Here is a 14,885-nt window from a genome sequence, read left to right on the forward strand (position 1 = left end):
TTCCCAGACCACCTTTTTGCTTCCCGGATGCCGCACACCATCCAGTAGGAGGAGACAAGAGGTGAGAAATAATAAAGGACTGCGGGAGGAATGATCTTCCTCCCGCAGCCGGATTCCTCCGCTGGTTGGCGGTGCGGTGGGGCCGGTCAGTTCTGGGGGCCGGTGTTGAGGCTCTGCGCCTCCCCCACCCTCAGCGACAGGCTCCCAGAGGTCGACACCGACGGCAGACTCCCCTGAGCGCCATCGGTGGCCGTGTAGGAGGCGCTGTAGGAAACCCCCGTCTTCACCGACGTGATCCCGCCCAGATGCTCCGAGCTGCGCGTGAAGGTCATCGTGCACGAGCTGCTCCCCTCCGGCATCCCCGGCCGCCACGGAGTGCCGAATCCCTGGCATGAGACCTTGCTATCCGGAGCCGACAGCGTCAAACCAGATGACGTTGCCGTGACGGTCGCCGTCACCGGCCCAGCAGTCGCCGTCGCCGTCACCGACTGAGGCGTATCCGCACTCGCCCACACCCAGTTCTCCACACCGACCAAGGTCTGCACGTCATCACCCATCTGTGGATTCATCTCCACTGATGGAGGCGGAATCTCCACCGCCTTCCAAGCCGCCTTAGCCAATGTCCCCCCGTCAATGACTGGCGCAGGCGGCTGGCCGCCGGCAGGAACATACACGAGGCCGTTCTTTGCGTGAAATTCCTCAGATAATCTACCGTACTCCTCGGTGCTCATTCCAGCCGAAGGGACACACAACGGGTAATACCAGTGTCCCTCTTGATCATTCTCGTGATCTCGCCAGTTTGGATGAGTGGAATTATAAGAATCTATAAACCTAGTCCTCTTGGAATCTTTGAAGAAAGCGGCCGCTTCAGCACCACTTTGCCCCTTCTGATAACGGCACACAGGCTGCACCTGTGTCGAAACCTGACGACTGGACGTCGTTGTTCCACCGCCCCCCTTCGATCCGGAGGTGGCGGAGTTGTAGGACACTGACACGGAGATATTGACGCCGCCATCGGAGCCCTGGGAGGAGTGCCCCGAGACGCCTCCCCCCTCCGCAAAAGCCTGGGTCGACGGAAGCATACCGAGAGGAGCGATCACCGCGCACGTCGCCGTCGCCAAGCCGACGCGCCTCACCATTGTCTTCAGCATTGATCCACGCTTTCCACTGAGGAGTAGTTGACAACCCAGCCTTGATCATTTTTGATCAGGCTCACCGCGAGGGAGATCTTGTGGCCGAGGTCGTCTGAGGGAACCTGTGCCCCGTCTTGAGAAATCAGACGGACCTTTGTCTCATCGGCACACACCGTCACCGTTGATGAATAGCGATCGGGATTGATCTGAACCGAGGTGATGGCGGTGCTGGCCTCGCCCTCAACGTGCTGCCCGGCGGCGGCCCGCTCGTCGTAGACCTTTTTGAAGGCCTGGTACTGATCCCCGGTGGTGACGGACTCGACCGCGGTCGTTCCGTTCATGTCCCGGTAGGCATCCCAGGTCGCCCGGTCGTAGTCGACATAGGCCTTGATCACCTGGGACTGCTCCGCATCCAGGTCTTTCGGGATCGACGCCACGGTGTACGACGTCGTCGGATCCGACAGCGACCTCTCCGTCACGGGAGCGTCGCCGCCTGAGGCACTGGCCGCGGCGGAGGCGTCCGCGCCGGCAGTCCTCAAAGGCGGAACAACACCCCCCGGCTTGGCGCTGCTTGGCGAGCATCCCGCCAGCGCGCATGAGGAGACCAGGACCAGCCCGCCCCACAGGCATAAGCGACGACGGCGGAACATGAGCTACCTCCACAAGCCAGAACGATCAAACCCCCACATATTCGTGAGCAAATTGACCATACCCGCCCGTATATCGCCCCGTCACTATCGCCCCATGGGGATTGACCCCCATGCCTATTCGGCTGTTTTCATCGTCGCGACCGGGGCCGGCACGAGTCGGGCCGACGCCTGAATAAACGACGGTGGGCGACCCCGAAGTGCTCGGGGTCGCCCACCGTCGTCAGCTGCGGCTGCGCCGCTCCTTGATCCGTCTCAGCGCACGGGCTTGCGGACCTCGGCGGAGAGGAACCAGGCCTGCTGCTCGAGCTTGCCGATGAGGTCCTCGACGATGCCGGAGGAGGTGGGGTCCTCGGAGTCGACGTCCTCGTCCACACCGCGCAGGGTGGCGACAACGGCCTCGATGGCGGAGACGATGTAGGCGACGCCCTCACCGGTGAGGATCTCGCCCTCGGGGGCGGCCGGGACGGTGGTGGCGGCGGCGACGGTGGCCGGGCGGCCGTCGGGGACGGCGTTGATGGCGCGCATGCGCTCGGCGACCTCGTCGGAGCCCTCGCGGGCGATGTCGACGACGTCGTCCAGGTTGAGGTGGACGTCGCGGAAGTTCGGGCCGACGATGTTCCAGTGGATCTGCTTGCCGACGAGCTCGAGGGCGATGAGGTCGGTCAGGACGCGCTGGAGGTTGTCGCTCAGGGCTGCGGAGGCGGTGAAGGCGAGGTTGATGGACGGCGTGGTCATGGTGTCTGCGTTCATGGCCATCACTTTACTACATCGCGAACCTCTGTGGGTGTTACTTATGATTCACAGGCAAGCCATACCTCATCTGAAACCAAGGCTCACCTGCCAGGATAGGCTTCACGGGTGGGACGGCGACGGTGGACAACCAGCCCCGCCCGTCGATGGGACGATGCGGCTAACAGTTCGCTCACCCTCCGGACCGTTTCCTTGTCAGCCGACCTTGCAGGTGTTCGGCTCACCGGTCTCCTCCTCCTCAGAGGCGAGCCAGTGCCCGTCACTGCCGGGCACCATGGTGTTCTTCGCCGGGATCCGCGCCTTGTTGGAGGGGTCAGTGACGTCCTTGCCCTGCGCGTCGACGTAGGTCACCTGTGTCAGGTCCACGCAGTAGGAGACGGTGGCGCTCTGGCCGTCGGCGCTCATGGCGACCTCGGAGATCGCCACCTTGACGGGAGTCTTGACCTTCTGGCCCTTGTTCTTCAGGTTGTCGGCGTCGCTGATGAGCTGCTGCTGGAGGTTGCCGGTGGTGACGGTGGGGACCTTGCTGGTGTCCTGCCCGCCGCCGACCCACAGCTTCCAGGACATGTGGTCGTAGGCCACGAAGTCCTCGAGGATCGCGACCCGCTTGGTGTCGAGACCGGCGGGGATCGCGGTGATGGTGTACCCGAGCTGAGTGTCGGACAGGGAGGCGGCCGTGACGGTGCCGGCAGTGCCCGACGCCGTGGCGGCAGCGGAGGGGGCCGACGTCGAGGGCGCCGCGGAGCCGGCCCTGTTCGTTGCGGGCGCCTTGCCACCGGGTTTGGAGTCGTTGGAGGAGCAGCCGGTCAGGGCCAGCGAGCCGGCAAGCAGCAAGCAGCCCAGTGCGGCGGCTCGGCGGCGGGCCCCGGCTCGACTCGCGGGGCGGTTCTCGGCACGTGCCACGGGGGCTCCTCACTGTCGGCCGGATTCAACCCGGCGGAAACCAACCCATCGACACTACCGCGAAGGTCACGAACGTGTCTCGACCTTCGTCGACCGCGCTCCACCTGTCGACCCGACGACGGCGGGCGACCCCGGCAACCCCGGAGCCGCCCGCCGGCGTCGGACATGGACAGCTGTACTCAGCGCACGGGCTTGCGGTCCTCAGAGGAGATGAACCAGGCCTGCTGCTCGAGCTTGCCGGTCAGGTCCTCCAGGATGCCGACCGACGTCGGGTCCTCGTCGTCGACGGCGTCGTGCACGCCCCGAAGCGTGGACACGACGGCCTCGATGGCGGAGACGACGTAGGCGACGCCCTCGGAGACGGTGATCTCATCCTTGGGCAGGGTCGGGACGGTGGCGTCGGCGGCGACGGTGGCCGGGCGGCCGTCGGGGACGGCGTTGATGGCGCGCATGCGCTCGGCGACCTCGTCGGAGCCCTCGCGGGCGATGTCGACGACGTCGTCGAAGTTCAGGTGAAGGTCGCGGAAGTTCTCACCCACGATGTTCCAGTGGGCCTGCTTGGTGGCCACCCCCAGGGCGATGAGGTCGACCAGGACGCGCTGGAGGCTGTCGCTCAGGGCCACGGAGGCAGTGAAGGCGAATGATACGGACGGTGTTGCTGCAGTCTCTGCACTCATGCACCCCACCCTACGCCGTTTCTTCCGGAGTCGGCCGGTCGCTGAGAGAGAAACGCACGCACCGCGCCCGGCCGGCCGCCGACGGGGACTGTTGACGCGTTGGGGGACAGGATTCCTGTCCCCCCAACGCGTCAACAGTCCCCGCTTGCAGAGAAATGTCCCCGGCCCGGTCAGGCCCAGGGCTGGCGCTGGGCCCACTCCTGCGGGCTGACGCGCCGCCCGGTGTAGAAGGGCGTGTCCACGCGCACGTGCATGCGTGCCTCCGTGTAGCGCTGGTGGTGCAGGACCCCCTCGAGCCGGTCGAGGCTGTCGGCCTCGAAGCCGAGGATCCACTCGTAGTCGCTCAGGCCGAAGGTCGACAGCGTCGACCCCTTGACGTCGGGGTACTTGGAGAAGCCGTGGCGCCCGTGCTGGGCCATCATACGCGAGCGCTCCTCGGGATCGAGCAGGTACCACTCGTAGGAGCGCACGAACGGGTAGACCATGACCCAGTCGCGCGGCGCCACCCCGGCCAGGCAGGCCGGCACGTGGCGGGGGTTGAACTCGGCGGGCGTGTGCAGCCCCATGCAGGACCACACCGGCTCCAGGTAGCGGCCCAGCGCGCTGCCGCGCAGGCGGTGGTAGGCGTCCTGAAGGACCTCGGGGTCGTCGTCGAGCCACCACACGAGCAGGTCGGCGTCGGCGCGCAGGCCCCCGACGTCGTACCAGCCGCGCGTCGTCACACCGCCGGCCTCGATGAAGTTGGCACTCTCCCCCAGGAGCTGCTCGCGCTCGGGCTGAGAGGCGGGCAGCGGGCGGGTCAGGCGGAAGACGCCGTACAGGGTGTAGTGGTACTGGTTGTTGATGGCCTCGAGGTCGACGTCGGTGGCGTCGCGCGGGTCGCGGTGGGGGCGGCGCTCCTCGTCCTCGAAGCGGTGCAGGCCGCCTTCACCGGGGTGTCCGTGCTGGCCGTGGGTGTCGGTGCTCATTCTCTTCTCCTGGTTCTTATCGGAGCTACTGGGATGGGGACTATCGAGAGCCGTCGCCGTCGGTCCCGTGGTGACCGTGTGAGCCGGGGTGGCTGGCCCCGTTCCGGCAGCACGAGTCCGGGCACACCGTGTGGAAGGGGCCGACGCCGGTGGTCGAGTCGGGCCGAACGTCCTCACCGCGGGCGGCCGCGGCTCGCTCGAAGAGGATGTCGACGAGGGAGTCGACGAAGGCCGGGTGGGTGCCCACGGTGGCGGCGCGCGCATAGGGCATCCCCAGGTCGCGGGCGGTCTGGGCGGCCTCGGTGTCGAGGTCGAAGACGACCTCCATGTGGTCGGAGATGAAGCCGAAGGGGGCCACGACGACGCCTCCAGGCCTGCTCACGGGGCTGCCGTCGGTCAGGTGCCCGGCAGCCAGCGCCTCAAGGTGGTCGTTGACATCTGGTTCGAGCCAGCGGGCCTGCGGCGGGCCGGAGCGCGAGCAGTAGACGAGGTCGGCCTCGACCGTCTCCAGGTCGAGGCGGCGGGCGACCTCGCGCACGAGGACGGCGGCCAGCGCCTCGTGCTGAGCGACGTAGGAGACCTCCGTGGACAGGTCGGCGGCCACGCCCGGCTCTCGCCGCCCGGCCTCGGTCGGGCCGGAGACATCGGAGGCGCCGAGTGCGCCGTGGGCGCTCTCGGGGCCCTCCCCCGGGGCGGAGCCGGCCTCCATACCCAGGGGGATGGAGTGGGTGACGAGCACGAGTCGCGCGTCCGCGGCCGCCACCCCCTGCTCGGCGAGAGCGCCGTAGGCCTCGACAATGGCATCGACGTTGGCCTGCAGCAGGCCGGGGGTGTTGTAGTAGGGGCGCGCCTTGTCCACGGTGAGCTCCACGGGACCGCCCCCGTCCCCGCCGACCCGGGCGGCGGCGTCGGCCTCGAACCCGTCACCGGTGGAGCCGTCCGCGCCGTCGGCGAGCAGGGCGACGGCGCCGGCCAGGTCCTCGCGGTACTGGCGGCACCCGGAGTAGGAGCCGAAGGCCGCGGTGGGCAGGGCCAGGACGCGGCGGGCCCCGGCGTCGGCGAGCTCACGCAGGGCCTGGCTGACGAAGGGGTGCCAGTTGCGGTTGCCGACGATGATCGGCAACGACGAGCCGCGCTGGGCCAGGCGGGCCTGGAGGGCGTCGCGCAGCTCGGCGTTGCACGCGTTGATCGGGGAGGCGCCGCCGAAGCCCTGGTAGTGGCCCGAGACCTCCAGGAGGCGCGAGTCGGGCACGCCGCGGCCGGCGGTGGCGTTGCGCATGAAGGGCAGGACGTCCTCGGGGCGGCGGGGCCCGCCGTAGGACAGCAGGAGGACGGCGTCGTAGGGGGCCAGCGGGTCGGCGGCCGGGCGGGCGGGCGACGCCTCGGTGGGGCCGGGCACGGGCGCAGCGGTATCAGTCATGGTCCTCTCCTGCACTCTCCAGGCCCCAGACGAGCTCAAGGGCCTGACGGTAGGCGTCCTCGCGGCCCTCCTGGCCGGCGCGGCGGGCCATGACGGTGGGCTGGTGGAGGAGTCGGGCCGCCAGGTGGTGGAGGGCGCGCTCGGCCTGCGCCAGAGACACCATCGGTTCGCCGTCGATCTCGCCGGCGGCCTCGAAGCCGGGCTCGGCGTGGGCGTCACGATAGGGACAGGCCCCCGCGGCGGCGTCGGCGCTGTTGACACCGCTCACGCCGGTTCCGGCGCGCCCGTCGACGGCGGGAACGGCCAGGGCGAGCCGGCGGGCGGGCTGCGGGCGCAGGCGCGCCGCCTCCTCGGCGACGACACGGCCCACCTCGGCGCGTAGGGCCGTGATGAGGGGGTCCATGGCCCGGCCGGCCAGGGTGCGCTCGAAGTCGGCGGCCTCGGCCTCGACGATGGCGCGGGCGGCGGTCACCTGCTGCGCCGCTACCTCGGGGACGGCGTCGCGCACGCGGGCCAGGTCGAGGTGGACGACGCCGGGCAGGGCGCCGACGGCCTCGTCGACGTCGCGGGTCAGGGCCAGGTCGAGGATGACGAGCGGGCGGCCGGCTCCCTCGGCCGAGCCGAGGCGGTCGGCGGCGACGGGGGCGACGACTTCGGCGGTGAGGATCGGCCCACCCGTGCCGCGGCAGGTGATGACGAGGTCCGCGCGGCTCATGGCCTGGCTCAGGGAGCCGGTGGGGACGGCCCGCAGGCCGTGGCCGGCGGCGAAGGCCTCGGCGCGGTTGGAGGCGGAGTAGACGGCGATGTCGCTCAGGCCCCGGGCGCGCAGGTCGGCGACGGTGGCGCCGGCGTAGGAGCCGGTGCCGATGATGAGGGCGCGGCAGCCCTCCAGCGGCGGCAGGTGGCCGGCGGCCTGATCCACGCCGACGGCGACGACGCTGCGCCCCTGACCGGACAGCTCGGTCTCGTGGGCCACCCGGCGGGCGGTGGCCGAGGCGCGCTCGACGACTCGCACGAGCTCGGGGCTGAGCGTGCCCTCGGCGGCGGCGGTCTCGGCGGCGCGGCGGACCTGGCCGACGATCTGGGCCTCGCCGACCACCATCGAGCTCAGACCCGCGGCGATGGCGAGCATCTCCCGGCGGGCGCTCGCCCCGACCAGGTGGGACAGCAGGAGGCTGCTCGGCGGGAGCCCGGCACGCTCGGCGAGGAAGGCGGAGACTGTCTCACCCAGATCCGACGCCGCCGCGGACTGACCCCCGACACTCGGACCGAGGTCCGGGTGCAGGGCCGCCGGGCACCCGGTGTCGGCCCAGGAGTCGGCGTCGATGAGGAGGGCCAGGCGGTTGCAGGTGGACAGGACCAGGACCCCGCGCAGCGCTGGGACCGCCTCCAGGAGGTCCGGCCCCAGCCCCGGGGCGACCACCCCGAGCCGGGCGACGACGTCAAGGCCCGGCAGTCGATGATCGGCGGAGAGAAGATGAGTAGTCACAACGAGCGCTATTGAAACATCACCGCGGGGTGCGGGCACAATAGCGGCGTGGCGACGCAAACCCACATCACGACAATGTGTCACCACCATATTTCTGACACTCTGTCAGCACCTGATCGACGCCTGAGATGCCGCATCACCACGCGAAATAAACCCCCTCTGACCACTACTTACAGGAGGCAGCCGATATGTCTCGCATTCAGTTCCCCTATCGCAGGGAAAGCACGCGGCGTCAGAATTCTTCACCCGATAGCGGCGATTTCGTCACCGGCGGTTCACACAATTATTCGATCGACTCCGAGCAGACGGCGCCGAGCGGGCAGCGGGCCGGCAGCGGGGCCGGTCCGGGAGCCGCTGGGGAGACGACCGGTCGGGACGCCGGGCCGGCGGCCGGGTCTGCCGAGGTGGCATCAGGGTCTGCCGGGCAGGCCGGGGCCGCGACAGGGCCGGCGCTCCTGGAGGCGCTGGCGGGGCGGAGACCTGCGCGCACGCCCGTGTGGTTCATGCGTCAGGCGGGACGGTCCCTTCCGGAGTACCGGGCGCTGCGGGCGCGCGCCGGAGTGCCGATGCTGGAGGCCTGTCTGGATCCCGCGCTCGCGGCGGAGGTGACGCTGCAGCCGGTGCGGCGCCACGGCGTCGACGCCGCCGTCTTCTTCTCCGACATCATGGTGCCGCTGCGCCTGGCGGGCGTCGGGGTGCGGATCGAGGAGGGCGTCGGGCCGGTTCTCGACGCCCCGGTGCGCAGCGGCCGCGAGGTGAGCGAGCTGGTCGCCCAGCGCTTCGGTGACGGCCCCGGGGCCGAGGGCGTCGGGGCGGTCGAGGAGGCGGTGCGGCGCGTCGTCGTCGAGCTGGGCCGCCCGCAGGTGCCGGGCCTGCGCGAGGGGCTGAGTGAGCGGGCGCGCGCCGGGCTGGAGCACAGCGCCGGGGCGGCGGGGTGGACGCCGGTGCTCGCCTTCGGCGGGGCGCCCTTCACGCTGGCGGCCTACCTGGTGGAGGGCCGACCCAGCCGCGACCACCTGGCGGCGCGCACGCTCATGCGCGCCGACCCCGACTCCTGGGACCGGCTCATGACGTGGTGCGCGCGCCTGACCGGCGAGTTCATCGCCACCCAGGTGCGCGCCGGGGCGGCCGCGGCCCAGCTCTTCGACTCCTGGGCGGGCTCGCTGTCCCCGCGCGCCTACCGCGAGCGCGTGGCCCCCTACTCGGCGCTCGCGCTGGATGCGGCCCGGGGTGCCATATCCCCCACCACCGGCCAGGCTCCGCCGCTCATCCACTTCGGGACCGGGACCGCCCGGCTGCTGGGGCTCATGCGGCAGGCGGGGGCCGACGCCGTCGGCGTGGACGAGCGGATCGACCTGGGTGAGGCGATCGAGGCGCTGGCCGGGGCCGACCCGCAGGCGGGGGCCTGCCCGGTCCAGGGCAACCTCGACCCGGCGCTGCTGGCGGCGCCGTGGCCGCTGGTGGCTGAGGAGGTCGACGCGGTGCTGGCTGCCGGGCGCGCGGCGCCGGGGCACGTGGTCAACCTGGGGCACGGGGTTCCGCCGGCCACTGACGCGGACGTCCTCACCCGGATCGTGGCGCGGGTGCACGACTCAGCCGACTGGGAGTCCGTGGCGCTGGCCGGTTGGGACGCCGTCACCGATGCGCCGGCTCAGACGGCCGAGGCGGCCGGCGGGTCGAGCGTGAGCAGGCGGGACCGGCAGGAGCCCGGACGGCAGGCGCCTCGAGGGCCTGGAGGACGGCCCCTGGCCCGCACGACGCGCCGCCCCGGACGGGAAGAGCACTGAATGACTGAGCACACGCAGCCCGCCGGGGGCCACCGGACGAAGCAGTGCGGGGCGCCGGGTGGTTCGGACGGTTCCGGTGGTTCCGGCGATTCAGGCGGCCTGGATGGCCCGGACGGTTCCGGGGCCGCCGCCCGGCCGGCGGGCGCTGCCGGCCCCCAGGCGCCGACCCGGCGCTGGGACGCGCTCGTCGTCGGCGGTGGGATCGCGGGGCTGACGGCCGCCTGGGATCTGGTGCGCGCCGGGCTGCGGCCGCTGCTCATTGAGGCGCGCGGCTACACCGGCGGGCTCGTCGCGGCCGGGAGGATCGGTGGGGCGCAGATGGACCTGGGCGCCGAGGGCTTCGTCGTGCGCGGCCAGGCGGCCACCTCGATGCTCGCCGAGCTGGGGCTGCGCACCGCCGCCCCGCACGGCCGGCCCCGGCTCTTCCTTCCGCCCCTCGCGCCGGGCGCCGGCGGAGGATCGCCCCAGTGGGCGCTGCACCGGTTTCCTGACAACGCCTACCTGGGGATCCCTGCGGACCCGCTGGCGGCCGACGTCGTCGCCGTCATCGGGGAGGGGGCCGCGCACCGGGCCGCGCAGGACGCCGACCTGCCCGGCACTGTGGGAACCGGCCCCGAGGATCCGGCCGACCTGGCCTCCTTCGTGACCGCACGGATGGGGGCCGGAGTCCTGGAGCGCCTCGTGCGGCCCATCGTCGCGGGCATCCACTCGGCGGACCCGGCGGACCTGGCGGCCGACGTCGTCATGCCCGGGCTGCGGCGGGCCACGGCGGAGCTGGGGTCCTTGAGTGCCGCTGTGGCGGCGGTGCTGGAGCGGCGTCGGGCCCGCCGGGACGGGGCGGGCGGTCGGAGCGTGGACGCGGCCGTCGAGGGCGGACTGTTCCGGCTCACCGACGCGCTGCGCGAGGCCATCGAGGCCGGCGGCGGGAGCGTGCGCACCCGCACCGGCGCTCAGTGGCTGCGGCCGGGCGACGTCGAGGACAGCGCGGGCGGGGAGGCTCCGGCCGCCTGGCGGGTGGGGATCGCCCCGACACGTCGGGGACCGACGCCGTCGGATGAGCCGGTGCCCGATGGTGCGCAGGAGGTCGTGGTGACGGACCGCGTCGTCGTGGCCTGCTCGGCGGGTGCCGCGCTGCGGCTGCTGCGGGGGATTCCCGGCCTGCCCGCGAGCGCGACGGACCTGACCGTGCCGGTGGGGGCGCCGATCGCCCGCTTCACGCTGGTGGCGCGGGCGCCGGAACTCAGCAAGGAGCCGGTGGGCTCGGGGCTGCTCGTGGCGCCCGCCGGCCCTGCTGACCCCGCCACTGCGGCGTCGTCGGCCGGCACCGTGGCGCCTGATGGGACGGAGCCCGGTGGGGGATCGGCGAGCGCCTTGACCTGCCCGGCGCAGGCCAAGGCGCTGTCGCACCTGAGTGCCAAGTGGCCGTGGGTCGGCGCCGAGCTGCGGGCGCTGCACGGCCCGGACGTCCACGCGCTGCGCCTGTCCTACGGTCGGCCCGGTCAGCCGCGCCCGCAGGTGGATCTGCAGGCGGCGCTGGATGATGTGGCGGCCCTGACCGGGGTGAGGATCGAGCCGGAGGCGGTGATCGACCACATGCTGGTGCGCTGGGACGGGACGCTGCCGCCGGTGACGCCCGCCTACCGGGAGCGCACGACGCGCCTGGAGGAACAGCTGGCGCCGGTGACGGGACTGGAGGTCACCGGGGCGTGGGTGGCGGGGACCGGGATCGCGGCCGTCGTCGAGCACGCCCGCACCGCGGCCGGACGCCTGGTGAGCCCCCATGGCGGGTAAGGCGCCGTGCCAAGGCGGGGGCGGCCGTCGCGTTCGTATATTAGGTAGCGAGTTCGTACCTCCGAGGTACGAAGGCGAGCCCTACGGTACGAACGCGACGTTTGAGAACCGCGCACGAGGAGGGGATGCATGACGACGACGGGGACGGACTCCGGGCGGCTGCGGTTGGGTACGCGCGGCTCGCGCCTGGCACTGACCCAGTCCGGGCAGGTGGCCGAGGCGCTGATGGCGGCCGGCGCTCCCGGCGAGGGCTCCGGCGGCCTGAGCATCGACCTGGTCACCGTGCGCACGGACGGCGACGGCGACCGCACCCCCCTACGTCAGCTCGGCGGGGTGGGGGTCTTCGCGGCCCGGCTGCGCCATGCGCTCCTGGACGGCGAGGTGGACCTGGTGGTCCACTCCTTCAAGGACCTGCCCACCCAGCCGGTCGAGGGCCTGGAGGTCATCTGCGTGCCGTCGCGCGAGGACCCGCGCGACGCCCTGTGCGCCCGCGACGGCCTGACCCTGGCCACCCTGCCCGACGGCGCCCGCGTGGGCACCGGCTCGCCGCGCCGGGCCGCCCAGCTGCTGGCCGCCCGCCCGGACCTGGAGGTGGTGGACCTGCGCGGTAACGTGCCCACGCGCCTGGCGCGGGTGCGGGGGCTGGAGGCGGTCGGCGTCGGTACTGATGAGCCGGTGGCGCCTGCGCGGGCCGATGCCGCCGGTGACCTGGACGCGGTGGTGCTCGCCCTGTCGGGGCTGCGGCGTCTGGGGTTGGAGCACTGCGCGAGCGAGGTCCTGGATCTTGAGACGATGCTGCCCGCGCCGGCTCAGGGTGCCCTGGCCGTGGAGGCGCGAACCGGCGAGGACTCTGCGGAGCTGGCCCGGGCGGTGGCGGTGCTCGACGATGAGCCCACACGTCTGGCGGTGACGGCGGAGCGGGCGCTCATGGCTCGGCTCGGTGCGGGCTGCGCGGCGCCGGTGGGGGCCTGGGCGCATCTGCGGGGCGGCGACCGCGAGCCGCGGGTTCTTGTACTGCGGGCGGTGGTCACCTCACTCGATGGCCGCCAGGAGGTCGGCTGCGAGCTGAGCACCGAGCTTCCCGAGGCCACTGAGGGGCCGGAGGCCGCCGGGGACGCGGCGGAGGCGGTTCGGGCGGCCGAGGCGCTGGGGGCCAGGGCGGCCGAGGTCCTGTTGGAGGACGGTGCCGACCAGATCGTCGACCTGCACGCCAACAAGCCCCGGCGGGACTGAGGCCATGGAGCAGTCCGCGTCACGCAACAGCTCGGCCGAAAGCCTTCCGGGCCGTCCCCGGGAGGGCGGCGGGGCGCCGCTGTCGGGGCGGGCGGTTCTGCTGCCGCGCCTCAAGGAGCGCGACCGCATCGCCTCGGCGCTGGAGCGGGCTGGGGCGAGGGTGCTGCGGGCTGCCGTGACTCGGACGGTTCCGGGGGATGCGGCGGCGCTGAAGGCGACTGCGCGCAGGATCGCGGCGGGCGAGGCCGCCTGGCTGGTGATCACCTCGGCCCGGACCGTCGAGGCACTGGCGCCCTACCTACAGGTTCCGGTGCCCTCAGCGCTGCAGGTGGCCGTCGTCGGGCCGGCGACCGCACGCACGTGGACCGAGCTCACCGGGACCGCCCCCAACCTGGTGGCCCGGGGATCGGCCGCCGCCCTCCTGGAGGAGCCCGCGCTTACCGACCCCTCGCCAGCACCGAATGCTGCGCGGCGCGTGCTGCTGCCGGCATCGGCCCTGGCCGACCCGGCCTTGGCGGACGGCCTGCGTCAGGCGGGCTGGGAGGTGGAGCAGGTGGCCGCCTACACGACCGTCACGGCCGACGCCCACGACCTGCTCCCGGGCCTGGCGAGCACGTGGGGCACCGGCGGTGTGGATGCGGTCGTGCTCACCGCCCCGTCCACGACGCGGGCCGTCCTGGAGCTGCTCGGCCCGCCTCCGGGAGCCACTCGGTTGGTGGCCATCGGCGCCACCACCGCGGCCGCCGCCCGCGAGCTCGGTCTGCCGGTCGCCGCCATCGCCCCCTCCCCCACGCCCGAGGGGATCCTTCAGGCCACTATCGGCGTCGTGACGTCGAATCCAGCAATATCCCCCACTCAGGAGTACCTCATGACTGACGCCCTTCGACCGGCCGCCGACTTCCTGTCGCGCCGCTCCGTCCCCGACCCGCAGGCCCCCACGGTCCGGCCGCGGCGCCTGCGCACCACCCCGGCGATGCGGCGCCTGGCGCGCGAGCACGTCGTGGACCCGGCCGCCCTCATCCTGCCGGTGTTCGTGCGCGAGGACATTGACGCCCCCCACCCCGTGGAGGCGATGCCGGGCGTCGTCCAGCACACGCTGGACTCGCTGCGCCGCGAGGCCGCCGCCTGCGCCGAGGCCGGGGTCGGCGCCATCGACCTCTTCGGCGTGCCCGCGACCCGGGATGAGGCCGGCACGGCGGCCTGGGCGGAGGACGGCATCCTCAACCGCGGGATCGCGGCGGTGCGCGCGGAGGTGGGGGACGAGGTCGTCGTGTGCGCGGACACCTGCCTGGACGAGTTCACCAGCCACGGCCACTGCGGGCTCATCCGCCCCGATGACCCGCGCGCCGGCGAGGTCGACAACGACGCCACGCTGGCCACCTACCAGGCCATGGCCGTCTCCCAGGCGGAGGCGGGCGCGCACATGGTCTCGCCGTCGGGGATGATGGACGGGCAGGTCGCCGCGATCCGCACCGCCCTGGACGCCACCGGCCATGACGACGTCGCGATCCTGGCCTACTCGGCGAAGTACGCCTCGGCCTACTTCGGGCCGTTCCGGGAGGCCGTGGGCTCCACGCTCACCGGTGACCGGCGCGCCTACCAGCAGGACCCGGCCAACCGTCGCGAAGGCATGCGCGAGGTGATGCTCGACGTCGCCGAGGGCGCGGACATCGTCATGGTCAAGCCGGCCGGCCCCTACCTGGACGTGCTGGCCGATGTCGCCGCCGCCTCACCGGTGCCGGTGGCCGCCTACCAGGTCAGCGGCGAGTACGCGATGGTGGAGGCGGCCGCGCAGCGCGGGTGGGTCGACCGCGAGCGCGTCATCGCCGAGTCGGTGCTGGGGATCGTGCGCGCGGGGGCGGACATGGTCCTGACCTACTGGGCCCGGGAGATCGCCGAGAACCCGGCCCTGCGCTGATACAAGAGCCACAGAGGGCAGGATCGTTCCGGTAGGTTGGGAATCAGCCCCGGTCGGCGCGAGGCCACCTCCCGAACCGGCCCTGACCAGTCTCTTCATCGACAGGATCACCGTGACTCAGCAATCGCAGCCGACAGGCCGGCCCTCCAGCACCACCGCTTCCACC

The 14,885-nt window shown here is 72.2% G+C and carries 12 protein-coding genes and 2 pseudogenes; 6 read left to right on the forward strand and 8 right to left on the reverse strand.

Annotation, left to right across the window (positions count from 1 at the left end):
* Positions 1–146: 146 nt before the first annotated feature.
* Positions 147–287: a hypothetical protein gene (locus BKH28_RS13760; RefSeq protein ID WP_256695487.1), complete on the reverse strand. Its 141-nt coding sequence runs from the start codon at positions 285–287 to the stop codon at positions 147–149.
* Between the two features lie 4 nt (positions 288–291).
* Between BKH28_RS13760 and BKH28_RS13765 the strand changes: the two genes are divergently transcribed.
* On the forward strand, positions 292–492 hold the full coding sequence (locus BKH28_RS13765) for a hypothetical protein (protein WP_256695488.1): 201 nt from the start codon (positions 292–294) through the stop codon (positions 490–492).
* A gap of 652 nt (positions 493–1,144) precedes the next feature.
* Here the strand turns inward: BKH28_RS13765 and BKH28_RS04730 are convergent.
* The 7 genes from BKH28_RS04730 to BKH28_RS04760 form a co-directional block, all read right to left on the reverse strand.
* Complete coding sequence (locus BKH28_RS04730) at positions 1,145–1,783, reverse strand: hypothetical protein (RefSeq protein WP_143224066.1); 639 nt, start codon at positions 1,781–1,783, stop codon at positions 1,145–1,147.
* A gap of 252 nt (positions 1,784–2,035) precedes the next feature.
* The gene (locus tag BKH28_RS04735) at positions 2,036–2,533 is read right to left on the reverse strand and encodes a Dps family protein (protein WP_178388828.1); all 498 of its coding nucleotides are present in this window, start codon (positions 2,531–2,533) and stop codon (positions 2,036–2,038) included.
* A 195-nt stretch (positions 2,534–2,728) separates the two neighbouring features.
* Entirely contained in the window at positions 2,729–3,436 is a 708-nt protein-coding gene (locus BKH28_RS04740) for a hypothetical protein (protein WP_075417713.1), read from the reverse strand.
* Between the two features lie 179 nt (positions 3,437–3,615).
* Positions 3,616–4,113: a Dps family protein gene (locus BKH28_RS04745; RefSeq protein ID WP_075417714.1), complete on the reverse strand. Its 498-nt coding sequence runs from the start codon at positions 4,111–4,113 to the stop codon at positions 3,616–3,618.
* Positions 4,114–4,283: 170 nt separating this feature from the next.
* Positions 4,284–5,081: a hydrogen peroxide-dependent heme synthase gene (gene hemQ / locus BKH28_RS04750; protein ID WP_075417715.1), complete on the reverse strand. Its 798-nt coding sequence runs from the start codon at positions 5,079–5,081 to the stop codon at positions 4,284–4,286.
* Positions 5,082–5,121: 40 nt separating this feature from the next.
* The gene (locus tag BKH28_RS04755) at positions 5,122–6,501 is read right to left on the reverse strand and encodes a ferrochelatase (protein ID WP_075417716.1); all 1,380 of its coding nucleotides are present in this window, start codon (positions 6,499–6,501) and stop codon (positions 5,122–5,124) included.
* Positions 6,494–7,990 (reverse strand): glutamyl-tRNA reductase, encoded by a 1,497-nt coding sequence (locus BKH28_RS04760; RefSeq protein WP_075417717.1) that lies wholly within the window; start codon positions 7,988–7,990, stop codon positions 6,494–6,496. Before BKH28_RS04760 ends, BKH28_RS04755 begins: the two co-directional genes overlap by 8 nt.
* A gap of 188 nt (positions 7,991–8,178) precedes the next feature.
* Here BKH28_RS04760 and BKH28_RS04765 point away from each other — a divergent pair.
* The 5 genes and pseudogenes from BKH28_RS04765 to hemB form a co-directional block, all read left to right on the forward strand.
* Positions 8,179–9,621, forward strand: a pseudogene (locus BKH28_RS04765) (uroporphyrinogen decarboxylase); the annotation flags it as partial.
* Positions 9,622–9,777: 156 nt separating this feature from the next.
* Entirely contained in the window at positions 9,778–11,568 is a 1,791-nt protein-coding gene (locus tag BKH28_RS04770) for a protoporphyrinogen/coproporphyrinogen oxidase (RefSeq protein ID WP_256695489.1), read from the forward strand.
* A gap of 129 nt (positions 11,569–11,697) precedes the next feature.
* On the forward strand, positions 11,698–12,801 hold the full coding sequence (gene hemC / locus BKH28_RS04775; protein WP_075417718.1) for a hydroxymethylbilane synthase: 1,104 nt from the start codon (positions 11,698–11,700) through the stop codon (positions 12,799–12,801).
* A 4-nt stretch (positions 12,802–12,805) separates the two neighbouring features.
* A pseudogene (locus tag BKH28_RS04780) lies at positions 12,806–13,552 on the forward strand (uroporphyrinogen-III synthase); the annotation flags it as partial.
* Between the two features lie 117 nt (positions 13,553–13,669).
* On the forward strand, positions 13,670–14,719 hold the full coding sequence (hemB, locus tag BKH28_RS04785; RefSeq protein WP_075417746.1) for a porphobilinogen synthase: 1,050 nt from the start codon (positions 13,670–13,672) through the stop codon (positions 14,717–14,719).
* Positions 14,720–14,885 lie beyond the last annotated feature (166 nt).

The sequence above is a fragment of the Actinomyces oris genome (assembly GCF_001937665.1).
Classification (GTDB): Bacteria; Actinomycetota; Actinomycetes; order Actinomycetales; family Actinomycetaceae; genus Actinomyces; species Actinomyces stomatis.

What these genes read in the sequence shown, in the direction of transcription:
- BKH28_RS04755 (WP_075417716.1), bottom strand. Translation starts at nt 6,501, where the DNA reads ATGACTGATACCGCTGCGCCCGTGCCCGGCCCCACCGAGGCGTCGCCC.
- BKH28_RS04770 (WP_256695489.1), top strand. Translation starts at nt 9,778, where the DNA reads ATGACTGAGCACACGCAGCCCGCCGGGGGCCACCGGACGAAGCAGTGC.
- BKH28_RS04730 (WP_143224066.1), bottom strand. Translation starts at nt 1,783, where the DNA reads ATGTTCCGCCGTCGTCGCTTATGCCTGTGGGGCGGGCTGGTCCTGGTC.
- BKH28_RS04735 (WP_178388828.1), bottom strand. Translation starts at nt 2,533, where the DNA reads ATGAACGCAGACACCATGACCACGCCGTCCATCAACCTCGCCTTCACC.
- hemB (WP_075417746.1), top strand. Translation starts at nt 13,670, where the DNA reads ATGACTGACGCCCTTCGACCGGCCGCCGACTTCCTGTCGCGCCGCTCC.
- hemC (WP_075417718.1), top strand. Translation starts at nt 11,698, where the DNA reads ATGACGACGACGGGGACGGACTCCGGGCGGCTGCGGTTGGGTACGCGC.
- hemQ (WP_075417715.1), bottom strand. Translation starts at nt 5,081, where the DNA reads ATGAGCACCGACACCCACGGCCAGCACGGACACCCCGGTGAAGGCGGC.
- BKH28_RS04745 (WP_075417714.1), bottom strand. Translation starts at nt 4,113, where the DNA reads ATGAGTGCAGAGACTGCAGCAACACCGTCCGTATCATTCGCCTTCACT.